The following is a 22427-nucleotide window of genomic DNA, read 5'->3' as shown; positions in this document are numbered from 1 at the left end:
CCGAATCCGGAGGTGTGGTCTAATTCCTGATGGATTACCGGAACTCTGCAGCAAGTCCTGCATCGATAGGAGGAACATGCCTTGTCCACCCCCATAATCCAATTCCAAACCAAATGTTGAATCCAAAGCTGTCTTTGTGAAGACCGTCTGCAGTAGAGCTTACTGAAAGAAGAAGAGCCGGAAGCTGCTGTATCTCTTGCTTGAAATGATATCTTTGTTTTGTTCTATGTATGAGAGCTGAAGGGGAAAGCCGTCAGGCAAAGTTATTGCTGTATATATTTAACCGGGTAAACACAGCGGTTAACTCGTAAAATCTACTGACACTGTTGTCCCATGTTTAGAAAGAGGCGAGCTTTGCTGCGGCATAATGCTCCGCCGGATGGATTTTACCGATGAAGAGAGGGGAACGATCCAGGTGGCTTTTAAAAAAGAAACGTTGTTTTGGAACGATAAATTTGATGGCGAAGAGTATACCTTGACACGGATGCCTTACAGCAAAACTCCAAATTCTTTGGCGCCCGTTATGACAACCGTCAGCGGTTCGCTTTCGGAGGAAGTGGCCCAGCGTATCTATCAAATGAGCAGGGGGACTCCGCTGGCTGCTTTCATGATTTTGCTTGCTGGTGTTCAAGTGCTTCTACATAAATATACGGGTGCTTCTGAAATTCTGGTCGGCATGCCTATTGTGCGGAAACAGGCGGAGACACGGCGCTCCGTTAATCATACAGTTATTTTGAAAAACTCGCTTTTGGAAGGTACGACATTTAAAACAGTTCTAAGCAAGCTGAGAACTTCTTTACCAGAAGCGATCCAGCATCAGCATATTCCATTCTTGAAAATGACGGAAAAGCTGGACCTGCAGTATGCAGATGGGATACCTGTTGTGCATACGCTGGTTTCCCTTAGGGAGCTGCATCTGGATGAGACCTTGCAAAATGTTGTCGCGGATTGTTCCTTTCAATTCAGCTTAGTGGAAGGGAAGATACAGCTATTCCTTTCATATAACGAGCTTTTATATGATTCCGAGTTGATGACTCGAGTTGTAGGCCATCTGAATCGTCTGCTGGCCGTGGGGCTTCGAGAGCTGGAGATGGACATCCTGCGGGTGGACATGCTGTCGGAGGACGAGAAATTTCAACTGCTGCAGAGATTTAACGATACAAAGAAGGACTATCCTCGTGATCAGACGATTCATCAACTAGTGGAGGAGCAGGCAGGACGGGTGCCCGAAGCGACGGCGGTTGTATTTGAGGGACAGCGGCTTTCGTACGCGGAGTTGAATGAAAGGGCAAACCGACTGGCACGCACGCTGCGATTCCTCGGTGTGCAGTCCAATCAACTGGTAGGTTTAATGGTCAGGAGATCGCTGGAAACCGTCGTCGGCATGCTGGCAGTACTGAAAGCCGGTGGTGCCTATGTGCCTATTGATCCGGAATACCCGGAAGAACGCATCCGCTATATTCTGGAGAACTCCAACGCGCAGCTGCTGCTGACTCAAAAAGAGCTGAAGCAGCGGGTGCCTTTTGAAGGAACGGTATTGGCGCTGGATGATGAGCAGGCGTACAGCGATGATGGGACTAATCTGGAGCCAGCCAGTGGTCCAAATGATTTGGCATACGTCATCTATACGTCAGGTACGACAGGCAATCCCAAAGGGGTCATGCTGGAGCATCGGGGTTTGGTCAGCTTGAAGCTGATGTTTGCGGAGAAGCTGGGCATCACGGAACATGATCGCATCGTTCAATTTGCCAGTTTATCGTTTGATGCGTCCTGCTGGGAAGTGTTCAAAGCTCTTTATTTTGGTGCAGCACTATATATCCCGACGGCAGAGACGATTCTAGACAACCGCCTGTTCGAGAATTATATGAACGAACATGCAATTACGGCAGCTATTTTGCCTCCGACGTACAGTGCTTATTTGAATCCGGACAGCCTCCCCAGCTTAACGAAGCTCATAACGGGCGGATCGGCAGTATCGGCCGAATTCGTACAGCAGTGGAAATCGAAGGTCCACTATTTTAATGCTTACGGACCCACCGAAGCTTCTATCGTCACAACGCTTTGGGATGCTGATGAGGAGCAGCCAGAGCGCAGGATCATTCCGATCGGCCGCCCGCTGGCCAATCACCAGATTTTTATTCTAGATACTCACCTCCAGCTTGTCCCTCGGGGAGTGGAAGGCGAGCTGTGTGTGGCAGGTGTTGGCCTTGCGAGAGGTTACCTGAACCTTCCGGAGCTGACAGCGGAAAAGTTCGTGGAACATCCGTTTGAGCCGGGAGAACGTCTTTACCGGACAGGAGACCTCGCACGCTGGCTGCCGGACGGAAATATTGAGTACATGGGCCGAATCGACCATCAAGTGAAAATCCGTGGATTTCGGATCGAAATTGGCGAGATTGAGGAGCAGCTTCTAAAGATTGACTCCGTGCAGGAAACAATCGTCATTGCGAGGGATGGTAAAAGCGGGCAAGAACTGTGCGCATACCTGGTCGCGGGCGACGCGCTTACGCTTGACGAGTTGAGAAGAACGTTGGCAAAAAAAATGCCGAATTATATGATTCCGGCACATTTTGTTCAGCTTCCGCAGATGCCGCTTACACCAAACGATAAAATTGATCGCAAGGCATTGCCCGATCCCGAAGGCATCGCGCTTACCGGCGGTGAGTACGCAGCTCCGCGCAATGAAGCTGAGCAGACGCTTGCTGATGTCTGGCAGGCGGTATTGAACACCGATCGTGTTGGAATAACGGATCATTTTTTCGAGCTGGGTGGAGACTCGATCAAGTCCATTCAGGTTTCCTCACGGCTTCATCAAGCCGGTTACAAGCTGGAAATCCGGGATTTGTTTAAATATCCGACGATCTCGCAGCTCAGCCTGCATGTGAAGCCGGTTGGGCGTACGATTGATCAAGGGGAAATAACGGGTGAAACGGTGCTGACGCCTATTCAGCATTGGTTTTTCGAGAGCGCCTTCGCGGATCAGCATCATTTCAACCAATCAGTGATGCTGTACCGGAAGGAAGGCTTCAGCGAAGAGACTGTGTGCCAAGTGCTGCAGAAGCTGGCCGAGCATCATGATGCCTTGCGGATGGTGTTCTGCAAGACCGAACAGGGATTTATCGTGCGGAACCGCGCAGTTCAGGAAGGCGAGCTGTTCACGCTGGACGTATTTGACTTACAGGATGCGGACAACACTTCGCAGGCTGTGGAAGAGAAAGCAGCAAATATTCAAGCTGGTATCGATTTAGAGAACGGCCCCCTCGTTAAGGCGGGATTGTTCCGATGCATGGACGGCGATCACTTGCTGCTTGCGGTTCATCATGCTGTGGTGGACGGCGTGTCCTGGCGTATTTTAATGGAGGATTTCGCTCTGGGTTACGAGCAGGCTGGGCAAAGTAAGGAAATTCGTTTCCCGGCGAAAACGGATGCATACCGTACGTGGTCCGAGCAGCTGGCGGCTTATGCAAACAGCCCGGAGATGACAAAGGAACGAACCTATTGGCAGGCCGTGGAACAAATTGAAGTTCCGACCGTGCCGAAGGATATGGAAGTGCACGTTACGACGCAGCAGGACAGCGAATCGCTGTTTGTGCATTTGACCCCAGAAGAAACTGAACTGCTGCTGAAGCGGGTTCACCGAGCCTATAACACCGAAATGAATGATATTTTGGTAACGGCGCTCGGCATCGCCATTCGAAAGTGGTCGGGACACGAACGGGTGCGAATTAATCTCGAGGGGCACGGACGTGAATCAATCGGAACAGATATCGACATCACACGCACCGTTGGCTGGTTTACAACGAAGTTTCCAGTCGTCCTGGAGACTGAACCCGACCGAGATACCGCCTATCAGATCAAACAGGTCAAGGAAAGCCTGCGCCGTATTCCGAATAAAGGGCTTGGATATGGTGTCTGCCGCTATCTCTCCAAATCGGAGGATCATTTTGTCTGGGGGGCAGAGCCGGAAATCAATTTTAACTATCTCGGCCAGTTCGACGATGATGTCAATCAGGACGAGATCAGCATATCTCCTTATTCCAGCGGCAGCCCGACCAGTGACCGTCAGGCCCGCAGCTTTGTGCTGGATATTAACGGTATGGTGCTGGACGGCGTTTTATCTCTCGATCTCAGCTACAGCCTGAAGCAGTATCGTAAAGAGACAATAGAGACTTTTGCTCAGTACTTTGAGCAGAGTCTTCGAGAGCTCATAGCCCACTGTGCAGGAAAAGAAAAGACCGAATTGACGCCAAGTGACTTGCAGTTCAAAGGTCTGACTATTGCAGAGCTGGAGCAGCTCACCCTGCATTCAGGACATCGAGGTGAAATAGAAAATATTTATTCACTTACGCCGATGCAGAAAGGCATGTGGTTCCACAGCTCGCTTGATCGGCAAAACGCCGCTTACTTCGAGCAGACTCGGTTCACGATGCGCGGGGCACTTGATGTCCAGCTTTTCGAGAGAAGTTGGATGGAGCTGGCAAAACGACATCGGGTACTGCGGGCGAATTTTGTCAAAGGACCAGCGGGAGAGCCGCTGCAAGTGATATACCGGAACAAGCCGGTCGGATTTCAATATGAAGAGCTTCTTGATCTGCGGCTGGATGAGAAACAAGCGTATTTGAATAAAAAAGCCGAGGATGACAAGCTCCGCGGGTTCGACATGGAACATGATCCACTTGTTCGCTTTACAATCCTGCGTACCGAAGATGAAAGTTATCATGTGCTGTGGAGCTTCCAGCATATTCTGATGGACGGCTGGTGTCTGGCACAGCTGACGCAGGAGCTTTTTGAGACGTACTCGAATCTAGCATCCGGCAAACCGTTAGCGGAAGATAACGGGGCGGATTATGACGCCTATATCGAATGGCTGGAGAAGCAGGACGAACAGGCCGCAGCCGCTTATTGGACGGAATTCCTGACAGGTTATGAAGGACAAACCGTACTGCCAGGACAAAAGGAAGCTGTGCTCAATGACAAATTTACGGCTGATCATGTTACGGCCGAGCTGGGCAGGGAGCTTAGCCGGCGGATGGATCGGGTGGCGAGAGGGCACCAGATTACGGTCAATACGCTGCTGCAGGCAGCATGGGGTGTACTGCTGCAAAAATATAACGGAACAAACGATGCCGTATTCGGCAGCGTGGTGGCAGGAAGACCGGCTGAAATTCCGGGTGTCGAGTCCATGATCGGTCTGTTCATCAATACAGTACCTGTCCGTGTCTCGAGCGAAGCGGACACCTTGTTCGCCGATTTGATGACGAAAATGCAAGAGCGAGCGCTGGAGTCCGGACGTTATGAGTATTACCCGCTGTACGAAATTCAAGCTCGCAGCGTGCAGAAACAGAATTTGATCAATCATATCATTGCCTTTGAGAACTATCCGGTGGACGAGCAGATGGAGAAGGCGGGAGACCAGCAACACGGCGACCTGACAATTGCTGACGTTCAGATGGAGGAGCAGACAAACTATAACTTCAATGTGACCGTGGCGCCGGGAGACGAGATCGAAATTCGGTTTGACTTTAATGCCGAAGTGTTTGATAAAGACAGCATTGAGCGGCTTAAGGGGCATCTCGTGCATCTGCTGGAGCAGGTGACGGCTAACCCGGAGATTACTGTGGGTGAGCTTGAACTTGTGACAGAGGCAGAAAAAGTTGATCTGCTTGAACGCTTTAACGACACAATGACGGAATTTCCGCGAGGAAAGACGCTCATTCAATTGTTCGAAGAACAGGCGGGGCGTATCCCGGATGCAGCGGCCATTTCCTTGAATGGGCAGGAGCTGACTTACCACGAGCTGAACGAACGAGTCAATCGTCTTGCCCGTACTCTGCGCTGCAGCGGAATATCCAAAGGCAGTCTTGTCGCTATTATGGCTGAACGTTCTATTGAAATGGTGGTAGGCATGCTGGCAGCACACAAAGCCGGAGCAGCATACGTACCGATTGACCCGGATTATCCTGAGGAGCGAATTCGTTTCTTGCTCGAGGATTCGGGGGCACAAGTTCTGCTGATTCAAAGCCGCCTGTGTAAGCGGCTGGCTGGCTCGGAGTCTGTGATTTTACTGGATGATGAGTCCTTCTATCACGAGGACGGCACAAATCTGATTCCGGGCACCGCAGCGACAGATCTGGCCTGCATCATCTATACGTCAGGTACGACAGGCAGGCCGAAAGGAAACCTGGTTTCACACCGCAGCATTGTGCGGATCGTGCGAAATACAAATTATATCGAAATCACGGAGCGGGATCATGTCCTCCAGCTGTCAAGCTACTCGTTTGACGGAGCAATTTTCGATATTTTCGGTGCTTTGACCAACGGGGCTCGGCTGGTACTGGTTCCCCGCGAGACTGTGCTGGAAATCGGGCAGCTGGCTGATCTCATCCAACACGAACAAATCTCGGTCATGCTGATTACGACAGCTTTTTTCAATGTTCTTGTCGATGTGAATGTCGACTGTCTGCGGGACGTCCGGGCCATTTTATTCGGAGGGGAACGTGTGTCGGTCGGTCATGTGCGTAAAGCACTCGCCCATATCGGACCAGGCAGGCTTAACCATTTATATGGACCATCGGAAAGCACCGTTTATACCACGTATCTTCCGGTTGACTTCGTGGATGAGTCAGCGGTTACGGTACCGATCGGACGGCCAATCAGTAATACAACGGTCTATATCGTCGACAGCCGGAATAAGCTTCTTCCGGTCGGCGTGGCTGGGGAGCTGTGCATCGGCGGGGAAGGTCTGGTACAGGGCTACAATAACCGACCGGAGCTGACGGCGGAGAAGTTTGTGGACAATCCGTTTGTATCTGGTGAGCGCATGTACCGGACGGGAGATTTGGCTAAATGGCTGTCTGATGGCACGATCGAATACGTAGGACGGACAGATGACCAAGTGAAAATCCGCGGTTTCCGGATTGAGCTGGGCGAGATCGAAGCGCAGCTTCAGAAAGTGGAGGGGATCCGGAAGGCGACAGTATTGGCGAGGGAAAACAACTCCGGTGAGAAGCAGCTCTGTGCTTATTACGAGGCAGACTTTGAGATTTCGACGTCCGAGTTGAAAAACATACTTTCCCAGGAACTTCCTGCCTATATGATCCCGGGATACTTGATCCAGTTGGAACGTCTGCCTCTCACAACGAACGGCAAGGTCGACCGCAGCTCCCTTCCGCTGCCGGAAGAGAGCCTGCAGCCGGGCGAAGAACATACGCCGCCCCGGACTCCGCTGGAAGCCAGCTTGGCAGGGATTTGGAAAAGTGTGCTTGGACTAGAACATATCGGTGTTTATGACGACTTTTTCGACCTAGGCGGACATTCCCTGCGAGCAACAACACTGGTGAGCAGGGTGCATCAGGAACTGAACGTTGAGCTGCCTCTGCGTGATGTATTCCGCTACTCGAGACTGGAAGAGATGGCCCTGGCTATCTCCCGAATTGAAGAGCGGGTGTTCTCATCTATTCCACTCGCAGAATCTAGAGCATATTATCCGCTTTCCTCAGCGCAGAAGCGGCTGTTTATCCTAAATCAGCTCGAAGGAGCCGATCAAAGCTACAACATGCCGGGGGTGCTGCTGCTGGAGGGATCAATGGACCGGAGTCTGCTGGAGAAAGCTTTCCGTGAATTGATCGCACGGCATGAAACGCTGCGAACCGGTTTTGAGGTCTTGCAGGGCGAAACCATACAGCGTATTTACGAAAATGTCGAATTTAATGTCCAGTACCGTCATGTGAGTGAGGAAAAAGCGCCAGAAATCATACAGGATTTCATCCGGCCTTTCGATTTGGCGAAGCCGCCACTGCTGCGGGCAGAGCTCGTAGAGCTGGCAGCCGAACGTTATTTGCTGATGTTTGACATGCATCATATCATCTCTGACGGGGTTTCGATGGACGTATTCGTCGGTGAACTCGTTCGTCTGTATGAAGGCGAGTCATTGGAGCCATTGCGCATTCAATACAAGGACTATGCGGTATGGCAGCAATCGGATGCGCAAAAAGTACAGTTGAAACGCGAAGAAGCATACTGGCTTGACCGTTACCAGGGAGAGCTGCCGGTTTTAGAAATGCCTACGGATTACCCGCGTCCTGCTGTGCAGAGCTTTGAAGGGCAAACATTGACGTCTTTTGTGGACGAGGAAACGAACGAAGGCTTGAAGCGGTTAGCCGCTCAAAGCGGAACGACGCTGTATATGGTGCTGCTTGCGGCCTATACCGTGCTTTTGCATAAATACACAGGTCAGGACGATCTGATTGTCGGAACATCGATTGCGGGCAGAACACATGGAGACACGCAGCCGTTAATAGGAATGTTCGTCAACACACTGGCGCTTCGCAATTATCCGGCTTCGGAGAAAACGTTCCTGTCCTATCTGGAAGAAGTGAAGGAAACAACCTTGGGTGCTTACGAGCACCAAAATTATCCGTTCGAAGAACTCGTCGATAAAGTGCAGGTCAGCCGGGATCTGAGCCGTAATCCGCTTTTTGACACGATGTTCTCGCTGCAGAACCTTGAGGATAAAGAAGTAGAGCTGGAAGGGCTGAAATTGTCGCCGTACCCTAGTGAATACGGCTCGGCCAAGTTCGATCTGAGTGTGGATGTTGCGGAAGAAAACGGCGGTTTGGAGTGCAGCTTTGAATTCGCAACGGCTCTCTATAAAGAGAGCACGATTCGGCGATTGTCGACGCACTTTGGACAATTACTTACGGCGGTTGTAAGCCGTCCAGATGCAAAGATTGCTGACATGGATTGGTTAACGAATGAGGAAAAGGACCAAATTCTGTGCACATTCAATCCCGCACAGCCGGAAGCGGCTCCTGCGGCTGCATTCCATCGGCTGTTCGAGGAACAGGCGAAGCGCACACCGGAAGCGACGGCTGTTGTGTATGAGAATGACCGAATGACCTATGCAGCGCTGAACGAGCGGGCAAACCGTTTGGCGAGTACGCTGCGTGCAGGCGGCATTGGCCGGGAGTCCATCGTTGGCATTCTTGCCGAGCGTTCGGTGGACCTGCTGGTGGCTGTGCTGGGGGTGTGGAAGGCAGGCGGGGCCTATGTGCCGCTTGACCCGGATTATCCGGCAGACCGCGTGCGGTTCATGCTCGAAGACAGCGGAGCGAAAGTGCTGCTGACACAAACGGCACTGCGAGAGCGTGCCGAAGCGTGGCTGGGCGAAGAGGAACTGGCCTTGGCAGCGGTGCTGTATCTCGACGACGAAGCATCGTACAGCGATGAACGGGCAGATGCACCGACCGACGTTGTCCAAGGTTCGAGCATGGGTTCCAGCTTGGACTCCGCTGTAGTCTCTGGCAAGCTGACGGGGGTTGTAAACGACGGTGAGGATAGGCATCATGCTGCAAATGCTGTTGACATAGGTGATTTCCATGAAGCCCGTCCCGAAGATCTGGCGTATGTGATCTACACGTCGGGAACGACGGGCAGGCCGAAAGGGGTCATGATCGAGCACCGCAGCCTGGTCAACACCGCGGCAGGCTACCGGCGGGAATACCGATTAGATCAATTCCCGGTGCGGCTGCTGCAGCTGGCCAGCTTCTCGTTTGACGTGTTCGTAGGCGATATCGCGCGCACGCTGTACAACGGAGGCACGATGGTGATTGTGCCGAAGGACGACCGCATCGATCCGTCTCGGCTGCATGGCTGGATCGAGCGGGAGAACATCACTATCTTTGAATCCACACCGGCGCTGATCGTACCGTTTATGGAATACGTGTACGAGCAGGGGCTGGATATCAGCGGAATGGAGCTGCTGATTACGAGCTCGGACAGCTGCAGTGTGGCGGATTACCGGACGCTGCAGGAACGCTTCGGCTCATCGCTTCGCATCATCAACGCCTACGGTGTGACGGAAGCGGCCATTGATTCGAGCTTCTACGATGAGCCGCTGACGAAGCTGCCGCAGACAGGCAGCGTTCCGATTGGCAGGGCGTGGCTGAACGCGAAGTTTTACATTGTGGATGCCCATCTGAATCCGGTGCCGGTCGGGGTGCTGGGCGAGTTAGTCATCGGCGGAGTTGGGGTCTCGCGTGGGTACTTGAATCGTCCGGAGCTGACGGAAGAGAAGTTTGTGGACAGCCCGTTTGTCCCGGGTGAACGGTTGTACCGCACGGGAGATTTGGCGCGGTGGATGGAAGACGGAAATGTGGACTTCATCGGCCGGATCGACAACCAGGCCAAAATCCGGGGGCACCGGATTGAAACGGGTGAGGTTGAATCGCAGCTGCTGCAGGTGAAGGGCGTACGCGAAGCGGTGGTGCTGGTTCGAAATGACGCGAACGGGCAGAAGGCGCTGTGTGCGTATTATGCACCGGATACCGGCGCAGCGCTGGCGGTGAATGAGCTGCGCAGCACGCTGGCACAGGAGCTGCCGGGCTATATGATTCCGTCCTACTTCGTGGAACTGGCGCAGCTGCCTTTGACACCGAACGGAAAGGTTGACCGGAAGGTGCTGCCAGCGCCGGAAGGAGAAGCGGGGAGCGGGACAGAGTACGCCGCACCGCGCAATGAACTGGAAACGAAGCTGGTGGTCATTTGGCAGGAGGTACTGGGGCTTACAAGGCCGATCGGCGTTCACGATAATTTCTTCGACATCGGCGGGCATTCTTTACGGGCGACAACGCTGGTTAGCAAAATTCATAAAGAGCTGAACGTCGATCTGCCGCTGCGCGATGTGTTCCGCTATTCCATGATCGAGAGCATGGCAGCTGCCATTTCCCGGTTGGATGAACAGACATTCACTGCGATTCCGGCTGCAGATGAGCGAGAGGTGTACCCGCAATCTTATGCTCAAAAGCGTCTCTTTATCCTTAATCAATTGGAAGGTACGGAACTTACCTACAACATGCCGGAAGCGATGGTGCTGGAGGGTGCTTTGGACCGGGCGAGGTTTGAAGAAGCTTTCCGCAAGCTCGTGGCAAGGCATGAAGTGCTGCGCACCGGATTCGAAATGGTGGATGGGGAAGCATCACAGCGGTTATATCAGGACGTTAATTTTGCCGTGGAGCTGTACCAAGCGAAAGAGCAGGATGCCGAAGAGGTGGTTCGACGTTTCGTCCGTCCGTTTGACTTGGCAAAGCCTCCGCTGCTGAGAGTCGGCCTTGTGGAACTTGCTCCGGAACGCCACATTCTAATGTACGATATGCATCACATTATTTCCGACGGCGTCTCGATGGAAATCTTTGTTGAAGAATTTATCCGCTTGTACGGCGGTGAGCAGTTGGAGCCACTGCGTATTCAGTACAAAGACTATGCGGTTTGGCAGCAGTCACAGGCACAGAAGGAGAAGCTGCAGCGTCAGGAGCTGTATTGGCTGGACATGTTCCAAGGGGAGCTTCCGGTGCTGGAAATGCCAACCGACTATCCACGTCCGGCCGTGCAGTGTTACGAAGGCCAAACGCTGGAATTTTTCCTCGACGCTCCAGAAACTGAGCGCCTGAAGCGGTTGGCCTCGGAAACGGGGACAACATTATTTATGGTGCTGCTTGCGGCGTATAACGTGCTTTTGCACAAATATTCGGGTCAGGAAGACGTGATCGTCGGTACACCGATTGCGGGAAGGAACCATGGCGATGTACAGCCGTTAATCGGTATTTTCTTAAATACACTGGCGATCCGCAGTTATCCGGCTGCGGACAAGACATTCCTGTCTTACCTTCAGGAAGTGAAAGAAACGACACTCCAAGCCTTCGAACATCAAAACTATCCGTTTGAAGCGTTGGTAGAGAGAGTGCAGGTTACCCGTGATTTGAGCCGCAATCCGCTCTTTGACACCCTGTTTACGATGCAGAATACGGAAAATGAGGAATTTGAGTTGGAAGGCCTGCGCCTGATTCCTTATCCGAGTCAGTTGGATACCGCGAAGTTTGATATCAGCCTGGATGTAGGGGAAGAGAACGGCGGCTTGGATTACAGCTTCGAATATGCGACAGCTCTCTACAAAAGGGAAACGGTCGAAAGGCTGGCTAAACATTACGAGCAGCTGCTCATAACAGTCGCAAGCCAACCTGATACAAAGATTGCCGAGCTGGATTGGTTAACGAATGAGGAAAAGGACCAAATTCTGGGCGGGTTTAACCCGTCCCAGCCGGAAGCGGCTCCTGCGGCTGCATTCCATCGGCTGTTCGAGGAACAGGCGAAGCGCACGCCGGAAGCGACGGCTGTTGTGTATGAGAATGACCGAATGACCTATGCAGCGCTGAACGAGCGGGCAAATCGTTTGGCGAGTACGCTGCGTGCAGGCGGCATTGGCCGGGAGTCCATCGTTGGCATTCTTGCCGAGCGTTCGGTGGACCTGCTGGTGGCTGTACTGGGGGTGTGGAAGGCAGGCGGGGCCTATGTGCCGCTTGACCCGGATTATCCGGCAGACCGCGTGCGGTTCATGCTCGAAGACAGCGGAGCGAAGCTGCTCCTGACACAAACGGCACTGCGAGAGCGTGCCGAAGCGTGGCTGGACGAAGAGGAACTGGCCTTGGCAGCGGTGCTGTATCTCGACGACGAAGCATCATACAGCGATGAACGAGCAAATGCACCGATCAGTGGTGTCCTAGGTTCGAGCATGGGTTCCAGCTTGGACTCGGCTGTGGTCTCTGGCAAGCTGACGTGGAGTGTAAACGACGGTGAGAATAGACGTCATCCGAATGCTGCTGACCCGGGTGATTTCCATGAAGCCCGTCCCGAGGATCTGGCGTATGTGATCTACACGTCAGGAACGACGGGCAGGCCGAAAGGGGTCATGATCGAGCACCGCAGTCTGGTCAACACCGCGGCAGGCTACCGGCGGGAATACCGGTTAGATCAATTCCCGGTGCGGCTGCTGCAGCTGGCGAGCTTCTCGTTTGACGTGTTCGTGGGCGATATCGCGCGCACGCTGTACAACGGAGGCACGATGGTGATTGTGCCGAAAGACGACCGCATCGATCCGTCTCGGCTGCATGACTGGATGGAGCGGGAGAGAATCACTATCTTTGAATCCACACCGGCGCTGATCGTACCGTTTATGGAATACGTGTACGAGCAGGGGCTGGATATCAGCGAAATGGAGCTGCTGATTACGAGCTCGGACAGCTGCAGTGTGGCGGATTACCGGACGCTGCAGGAACGCTTCGGCTCATCGCTTCGCATCATTAATGCCTACGGTGTGACGGAAGCCGCCATTGATTCGAGCTTCTACGATGAGCCGCTGACGAAGCTGCCGCAGACAGGCAGCGTTCCGATTGGCAGAGCGTGGCTGAACGCGAAGTTCTACATTGTGGATGCCCATCTGAATCCGGTGCCGGTCGGGGTGCTGGGCGAGTTAGTCATCGGCGGAGTTGGGGTCTCGCGCGGGTACTTGAATCGTCCGGAGCTGACGGAAGAGAAGTTTGTGGACAGCCCGTTTGTCCCGGGTGAACGGCTGTACCGCACGGGAGACTTGGCGCGGTGGATGGAAGACGGAAATGTGGACTTCATCGGCCGGATCGACAACCAGGCCAAAATCCGGGGGTACCGGATTGAAACGGGTGAGGTTGAATCGCAGCTGCTGCAGGTGGAGGGCGTACGCGAAGCGGTGGTACTGGTTCGAAATGATGCGAACGGGCAGAAGGCACTGTGTGCGTATTATGCACCGGATACCGGCGCAGCGCTGGCGGTGAATGAGCTGCGCAGCACGCTGGCACAGGAGCTGCCGGGCTATATGATTCCGTCTTACTTCGTGGAGCTGGCGCAGCTGCCTCTGACGCCAAACGGAAAGGTTGACCGGAAGGCGCTGCCAGCGCCGGAAGGAGAAGCGGGGAGCGGGACAGAGTACGCCGCACCGCGCAATGAACTGGAAACGAAGCTGGCGGTCATTTGGCAGGAGGTACTGGGGCTTACAAGGCCGATCGGCATTCACGATAATTTCTTCGACATCGGCGGGCATTCTTTGAGGGCGACGACGCTGGCAGGCAAGATATTTAAAAAGTTAAACATCAACTTGGCGCTGCGCGACGTATTCCGTCACTCCACAATCGCAGCAATGGCTGAGGCGATCGGCAGGATGGAACGGCAGGAGCATGAAACGATTCCTCCAGCGGAAGAAATGGAGTACTATCCTCTGTCCTCTGCGCAGAAAAGGCTGTTCATTCAGCATACGCTGGATGGAGCGGATCAGCTTTACAACATGCCGGAACTGGTGCAGCTGGAAGGCAAGCTTGATCTGGATCGGGTAGAAGCTGCCCTGCAGAAATTGATAGTACGGCATGAATCGCTGCGCACCGGTTTTGAACTCGTGAAGGGTGAGGCCGTTCAGCGGATTTACTCCCAGGTCGATTTTGCTGTTGAGCATCATCAAGCGAATAAAGATGATGCAGCTCAAATCGAGCAGATTGTTCGTACCTTCATCCGTCCGTTTGAACTAGGCAAGCCGCCTCTGCTGCGCGCCGGGGTCATCGAACTGGAGCAAGACCTGCATATTCTCCTTTTCGACATGCACCATATGGTGTCCGACGGCATGTCCATGGCCATTGTGATGGATGAGTTCTCACGTTTTTACGCCGGGGAAGAACTGCTGCCACTGCGCATTCAATACAAGGATTATGCAGTTTGGCAGCAGTCGAAGGCTCAACGGGAACGGATTGCGAAGCAGGAAGCCTACTGGCTGCAGACCTTCGAAGGCGAACTTCCGACGGGTGAACTGCCAATGGACTACGAACGGTCTGCGGTTCGCAGCTACGAAGGTGCGCATCTGGATTTCGATGTTGAAGCTTCACTCTCTGCGCGGCTGCGTGATTTGGCATCCGAACATGAATGCACGCTGTTTATGGTACTGCTTGCGGCTTATACGGTGCTGCTGTCCAAATACAGCGGGCAGGAAGATTTGATCGTGGGCACCCCGGTGGCAGGAAGAACAAACGCAGATTTGGAACCGATTGTTGGGATGTTTGTCAATACACTGGCCATTCGTAATTATCCGTCTGGTGAAAAAACGTTCTTGTCCTACCTGAAAGAAGTGAAAGAAATGGCTTTGGGGGCTTTCGAGAATCAGGATTACCCTTTCGAAGAGCTCGTGGAGCGTTTGAATGTGAAACGGGAGCCAGGCCGTTTTCCGCTGTTTGATGCCCTTTTCGATTTACAAAATATCGAAGAACGAGATGCAGAATTGGAAGGGGTCAGTCTGAAGAATTACGAGCTTGACCAAATAGAAGAGGCGAAGTTTGATCTCGCGCTGTTTATGTATGAAAACAACGGAGCGCTGAGTGGAGGTTTCTTCTACGCTGCCAAGCTGTTCAAAGAAGCGAGGGTCCGTGCCCTGAGCGAGGATTATTTGCGAGTACTGTCTCAAATTGCGGAGAATCCACAACTCGCGCTGAGCCGGATCGAATGTCATAAACCGTCAGCAGGCACAAAGAATGCCGTCGATAAGATTGAATTCGCATTCTAATTTTACAAGCGTACTGCTGCTGCCAACGTAAACGGTGCACATCGGAACGAAGACAATGAACACTATGCAGGCCCCTAGACGCGCAGGCCGAAAGTTATTTCGGACCTGTGCCGGGGCATGCGATCATTTCATTTTTAGAGGAGGTACGAATGAAATCATTGTTTGAAAAGGAAGAACAGTACTGGAGCTGCAAGTTTGATCCCGCTGACAGTTTGAGTTTTCTTCCCTACAGCCAATCCTCCAAGTTATCTGCCGATGGAGAAGCCGCGGCCGAGCCAGGTTCGCTTCGACGTACCCTGCCAAGCGAACTCTCAGAGAGACTTATTCGACTTGCCAACGGTTCGAATTTGGCTTTGTACATGATTGTTTTGGCAGGTGTAAAAAGCCTGCTGTTCAAATATACCGCGCAGGAACAAGTACTGGTGGGCATGCCCTCCTACAGCGCAGACCCGGGTGAGATTCCTCCGCCGCATGACGTCTTGGTGATCAAGACGTCTGTAAACTGCCAGACTACGTTGAAAATGCTGCTGACGGGCATCAAGACCTCTATCGGTGAGGCGCTGGAGCATCAGCATCTGCCTTTCCGGAAAATGGTAGAGCCGCTGCATCTGGCCTATACGCGAGACGGTCTCCCGGTCATTAACACCGCTGTATCCTTTGCCCCGATTCATTCGGAAGTGCTGGCTAAGCAGATAGCTTCCGATACGATTTTTCAGTTCGACTGCCGAGACAACTCCATCGAACTGGAGCTAAGTTTTAACAGGCATCGATACAATCCGGCATTTATGGAACAGGCTGCAGACCACTTTGTAAGCCTGCTATCCATACTTCTATTACAACCGGATTTGGAGCTTGGGCAGATCGATGTGCTCTCCTCGGAAGAGAGAGAAACGCTGCTGAAGCGTTTTAATGATACTGAAGCAGCGTTCGATCGTGAAAAAACGATTCACGGTTTGTTCGAAGAACAGGCAGAGCGTTACCCGGACAATGTGGCTGCGGTTATGAACGATCATCAGCTGACCTATCGCGAGTTGAACGTGCGCTCCAACCGCCTTGCCCGGAAACTGCGGGAGACGGGAGTAGAAGCAGACCAATTGGTGGCTATTTTGGCCGATCGTTCGCTTGATATGGTCGTTGGTATTCTGGCAATTCTTAAAGCGGGCGGAGCCTACGTGCCTGTCGATCCCGATTATCCGGAGGAGCGCATCCGCTTCATGATCGAAGATTCAGGCGCGGCATTACTGCTGGTTCAAAAGCAGCTGCACGAGAAGACGGATTATGCTGGAACTCGCCTCGAATTAGACGATTACGTATGGGTAGACGAAGGGACGCAGTCAGCCGATTCGCAGGATGGTTCAAACTTGGAGCCCATTTCCGGGCCGGACAGCCTGGCCTATGTCATCTACACCTCGGGAACGACCGGGAAACCGAAAGGAACGTTGATTGAGCATAAAAATGTTGTGCGCCTTCTGTTTAACGACAGAAATCTGTTCGATTTCGGCCCGTCCGATACGTGGACGCTGTTCCACTCGTTCTGCTTCGATTTCTCTGTGTGGGAAATGTACGGGGCGCTGCTGTACGGAGGCAAGCTGGTCATCGTGCCACCGCTCACGGCGAAAAACCCGGCTGCGTTCCTGGCGCTGCTGAGCCGCGAACAGGTTACGATATTGAACCAGACACCGACGTACTTCTATCAATTGACGCGTAAAATCTTAGCGGATCATGCATATGACCTTCGGATTCGCAGCGTCATCTTTGGGGGCGAAGCGCTGAGTCCGCTGCTGCTCAAGGGCTTCAAGACGAAGTACCCGAATACGAAGCTGATCAATATGTACGGCATTACCGAGACGACCGTTCACGTGACCTATAAGGAAATTACATGGGTTGAGATTGAGGCGGCGAAGAGCAATATCGGCAAACCGATCCCGACACTGAAAGTGTACGTGCTGGACGAAAACCGCCGTCCTGTGCCGATCGGCGCTGCGGGCGAAATGTACGTGGCGGGGGAAGGACTGGCGAGAGGATACTTGAATCGTCCGGATCTGACAGCGGAGAAGTTCGTTGATTCCCCATTTGCGGAGGGGGAGAAGCTGTACCGCTCAGGCGACCTGGCGGCTTGGCTGCCGGATGGCAGTATCGAATATCTGGGCCGGATCGACCATCAGGTCAAAATTCGGGGCTATCGGATCGAACTGGATGAAATCGAGACACAGCTTCTAAAGATCTCCGCCGTGCAGGAAGCCAAGGTACTTGATCGCGAAGATGCGAATGGCCACAAGCAGCTTGTCGCTTATTATGTTGCGGAAACGAGGCTGGCTGCGCATGAACTCAAGGAGAAACTGGCCAAGAAGCTTCCGGGATATATGATACCTTCGCACCTCGTGCAGCTTTCCCAGATGCCGCTGACCTCGAACGGGAAAATCGACCGCAAAGCGCTGCCTGCGCCAGAGGAAGCTTCAGCCGGGGAGGCGGAATATACTGCGCCGAGGACGCTGCTCGAAATGAAAATTGCCCGGGTCTGGCAGGATATTCTGGGCGCTCCGCAGGTTGGCGTCAAGGATAACTTTTTTGAACTCGGTGGTAATTCGTTAAGCCTGATGAGACTCGTTCAGGCCGTTTACGATGAAACGGGTATTGAGATACCGCTCAACCGGGAGTTTCATAATTTAACCGTTGAAGCTATGGCTTTCAGTGAAGGAGACCTGGGACTGGATCGAGGGGGAGACTCCTTCATTAAGCTGAATAAAGCAGGGGATGTGAATGTGTTCTGCTTCCCTCCGGGCAGCGGATTTGGCATCGGTTATCGGGAGCTCGCAAGCAGGCTTGATGGTCAGTTCTTGCTCTACGGTATTGATTTTATGGATGGTGCCGTCAATTACGAGACGATGCTGAACCGTTATGTGGACGAGATCGTCCGCATCCAGCCGAGAGGGCCTTACGTCCTCCTTGGTTACTGCTTCGGAGGCAACCTGACGTTTGAGGTAGCCAAAACGATGGAGAAAAGGGGATACTCCGTAACGGATGTGCTTATGGTGGACTCGTGGATTAAGGATACGCTTACGCCTTCCGAAACGTCGGAGAAAGAGCTTGAAGAGATGCTTGCCGATTTCGACGAAGAAGAGAAGGAATTAATGAGCAGTCCGCTCGTACGGGAGCGGGTTCATCGGAAGGTCAAAGCGACCTTGGCTTACGAAGCGCAGCTCATTAACTCCGGCACCATTCAGGCCCGGATCTACGAACTGATTGCGAAGGATAGTGAAGCATTCCGTCTGGAGCATCATTTGCCGTCCTGGAAGGAAGCAACGACAGGTAACTACGCTGATTATCGGCTGGAGGGCGCGCATGAAGAACTGCTGGAACTCGCGCGTGTGGACGAAACAGCTGCCGTCATCCGGGACATCTTGGGGCAGATCAAGCGGCAGATCGAAGTGGAGGTTGGGGTACTGCATGGAAGCTGACCGGGAGGCATCTGTTGAAAAAAAAGGTACAGCGGCATCTTCCGAGCGTCAAACCGTTTATACCACATGGAAAGCATTCTGCTGGCTGATGTCCTACGTAAGCCGTCACAAAGGTTGGATGATTGTGGGTACCTTGTCCGCAATTGCAGCTGCAGTTATTGAAATATGGACGGGGAGTTTGATCGAGCAGCTGACCACCCAGGCTGAGAAGGGAGCGGGGCCAGTCGTTCTGCAAATTGTGTACACGGTCTTTGTGGTCATTTTGATTGGGGTGCCGGCAAAGTATTTCATGAGCTTTGGCGTAGAGCGAAGCAGTGCCTCTGCAGTGGAGGATATCCGCAACCATGTTATGCGTCATATTGGCAAACTCCCGGTCTCCTATTTGGAAAAGCAGCACTCTGGCGACATGTTATCGCGGATCAACAACGACCTGCAGCTCATCCAGCAGTTTATGATTCGGGACCTGGCCCAGTGGTTCTATCATCCGCTATTATTCATTGGCTGTTTCTCTTATTTGATCTACCTTCAGTGGGAGATGATGCTGTACAGTCTTCTGTTGTTTCCCGCGGCGCTGCTGGTTTCCCAATGGATCGGCAAGCAGCTCGAACGCTTAACGGAGGAAGCCCAGGCGAACATGGGCCGAATGAATGTCAATCTCCAGGATACGCTTGGCGGGATGGCAGTTGTAAAAAGCTATCTGCTGTCCGGCATGTTATCTCGTTCCTACCAGGTACTGCTTCAATTGACGGCTCAAAAAAAGCTTGCTGTGAAAAAGCGAGAAGCTTGGGTTAATCCACTGCTCTCCACGCTGATGATCAGTCCGATCATATTCGCTGTCAGTTATGGAAGCTACTTGATCTACCAAGGACAGCTGGGTGCGGGAGAACTTGTTGCCTTTCTGTATTTACTGAATCTGTGTCTGGAGCCGCTGGAACATATTCCCGAACTTATCACGCGGACGTTTGAAATGGCGGGGGCCCTCAGAAGGGTTTCTGAAATCGTCGAGCAGCCGACCGAAACGGAACATGGCCATTCGCTTCCCAAAGCAAGTGCAGCTCCTATCGAGTTTAAGAATGTAACTTTCGGGTATGAGGAGCACTCCCCGATTCTGCAGAATCTTAGCTTCGTGGTACCTGAAGGCAGGACGATCGCTCTTGTCGGAGCCAGTGGGGGAGGCAAGAGTACGGTGTTTAAGCTGGTATGTGGATTTTATCCGATTCCGGAAAAGCAGGGCGAGATTCGTGTATTTGGCAGCCGGATCAACGGTGCCAATCCAGAGCAGCTCCGGTCGCATTTTTCCGTAGTCACTCAGGATTCATATTTGTTTAGCGGCACGATTGCCGAAAATATCGGCTGTGGGCGGGAGACAGCATCGATGGACGAGATTATGGCAGCCGCCAAAGCTGCCCAGGCACATTCCTTTATTATGCAGCTCGCGGATGGTTACCAGACGTATGTCGGAGAGCGTGGAGGCTTTTTGTCCGGAGGGCAGCGTCAGCGCATTGCAATGGCCAGGGCTTTTCTGAAAGATGCTCCCGTGCTGCTGCTGGACGAGCCTACGTCGGCTCTTGATTCGGAGTCGGAAAGCGCAGTTCAGAAAGCACTGGATGTATTGATGAAGCAGCGAACAACGGTGGTTATTGCCCATCGGTTATCTACAGTTCAAAGTGTCGACGAAATTTGGGTGATGGAACAAGGAAATATTGTTGAAAAGGGCACTCATGCACAATTGCTGGAGATGAAAGGACTGTACGCCCAGTCGTACTACCAGGAATTTACCGAGTCAGCTGAACGCAGGGAGGTGGCGTATACATGAAAAAGGGCGGAAGGCTATCGCAAGTAAAAGAACTCGGCTATTTACTGACGTTTATGAATCGTAAGCACAAAACCCAGTACGCCACCGGTCTTGCTGTAACGGCGCTCACCCAGACATTGTTCCTGATCGCCTTCAGTTTGGTCGTACATAATTTGGTTGATTTCGCCGTTTCCCGTGATACGTCCTTGATGGTGGATGCTTTTGTTATTTTAGGGGCCGCTCTGTTTTTGGAAAATTTGATATCTCCCTGGTTCATTTACTTATATCAGCGCAGTGTCGAGCTGACCGTACTGAAAATTCGGGAACGTCTTTATGACAAGCTGTGCCGGGTCCGGCCTAAATTTCTGGAGCAGACGCATCATGGAGATCTGCTGTCACGAGTGAACAACGATGTTACAACCGTTGAGTTTACATTTTCACAGGTTTACTTTGTTTTGCTGCTTCAAATTGTATTCTGCATCGGTTCCATTGTCTCCATGGTGCTGATTGATTGGCGGTTTGCCGGTGTATCCTTCGTCATCCTGCTGCTGTCTTCTGTGGTCAGCCTGAAATTTGCACGGGATATTCGGGTTCTGTCTGAACAAGGCTTGCAAACGCTGGGTAAAATGACTGAAAAATTCAAGGATTTTATGGGCGGTATTCAAATTGTAAAGCTGTTCCGCATTCGCACGATATACAGCCAGTACGAATCGTTGAACGAGCAGATGACTCAGACGCTTCGGCAAACTGCACATAAGAACGGTATGCAGGTTGCGGTGAATCATTTTATCAGCTACGTCACGTTCTGCGGCATCATTGTCATCGGCAGTCTGCTGTATGCCTACGGACTAATGGGGATGGGAAGCGTCGCGGCTTTGGCGGTTTTGCAGGTGAATCTGACACACGCCTTGCTGAACTTAGGGATGGTACTGTCGATGACCCAAAACTCACTCGCGGGTGCCTATCGAATTCAGGAGGTGCTGAATGAGGAAGAAGAACCGGAGCGACTGGGATCTCCTCATAGTGAGCTTGTGTCAGAGGCTGCAGTGGAGTTTCGTAACGTGGATTTTTCCTATCAAACAGATAAAAAGGTACTTGCAGGTATGTCCATGCAGGTATTTCCCGGTCAAGTCGCCGCGATTGTGGGAGCCAGCGGCAGCGGGAAAAGTACGCTGATCAAGCTGCTGCTTGGCTTTTATCCTGTGGACAGCGGGGAAATTTTGCTTTTAGGCAAACCGTTCGGCCAATACACGCTGGATGAAATCCGCAGACAGACTGCCTACGTTCCGCAGGAACCATTCTTGTTTACCGGCACGATTGAGGAGAATATCCGCTACGGCAGCCCGGATGCATCGGATGAGGAAGTGATCGAAGCAGCCAAGGCGGCATACGCTCATCACTTCATTCAGGAACTTCCTGGACAGTACAAGACACCAGTGGGAGAGCGAGGGACGTCCTTATCCGGCGGACAACGGCAGCGAATTTCGATCGCCCGGGCAATTCTCAAAAATGCCCCGATTCTGCTGCTGGATGAAGCAACTTCCGCGCTGGATAACGAATCCCAGCACTGGGTACAGCAGGCTCTGAACGTATTGATGAAGGGGCGTACGACCATTCTGATTGCCCATCGGCTCAGCACCGTGGAACATGCGGATGTGATTACCGTTATGAACGAAGGGAAGGTCGTTGAACGAGGACGCCATCAGGATCTGTTGACGCTTGGAGGATATTATGCCCGGCTGTACGGTTAGTCTGTCTACAAACAATC

General features: G+C 52.6%; 4 protein-coding genes. All 4 read left to right on the top strand.

Translation table 11 applies throughout. From position 1 onward, the window contains the following. Positions 1 to 367 precede the first annotated feature (367 nt). The 4 genes from MKY97_RS25185 to MKY97_RS25170 all read left to right on the top strand — a co-directional run bounded on the left by MKY97_RS25185 (position 368) and on the right by MKY97_RS25170 (position 22410). Entirely contained in the window at positions 368 to 15406 is a 15039-nt protein-coding gene (locus MKY97_RS25185; RefSeq protein ID WP_342552941.1) for an amino acid adenylation domain-containing protein, read from the top strand. A gap of 149 nt (positions 15407 to 15555) precedes the next feature. Further along, complete coding sequence (locus tag MKY97_RS25180; RefSeq protein WP_342552940.1) at positions 15556 to 18864, top strand: amino acid adenylation domain-containing protein; 3309 nt, start codon at positions 15556 to 15558, stop codon at positions 18862 to 18864. Then, a complete protein-coding gene (locus tag MKY97_RS25175) occupies positions 18854 to 20680 on the top strand; it encodes an ABC transporter ATP-binding protein (protein WP_342552939.1) in 1827 nt (608 codons plus the stop codon). Before MKY97_RS25180 ends, MKY97_RS25175 begins: the two co-directional genes overlap by 11 nt. After that, positions 20677 to 22410 carry an ABC transporter ATP-binding protein gene (locus tag MKY97_RS25170; RefSeq protein WP_342552938.1) on the top strand — a complete coding sequence of 578 codons (1734 nt, stop codon included), beginning with the start codon at positions 20677 to 20679 and terminating at the stop codon, positions 22408 to 22410. The genes MKY97_RS25175 and MKY97_RS25170 overlap by 4 nt, the downstream gene beginning before the upstream one ends. The last annotated feature ends 17 nt before the right edge of the window (positions 22411 to 22427 follow it).

Origin of the sequence: Paenibacillus sp. FSL R7-0652 (assembly GCF_038595045.1) — a bacterium.
GTDB lineage: Bacteria > Bacillota > Bacilli > Paenibacillales > Paenibacillaceae > Paenibacillus.
This window is presented reverse-complemented; position numbering and strand designations above follow the sequence as displayed.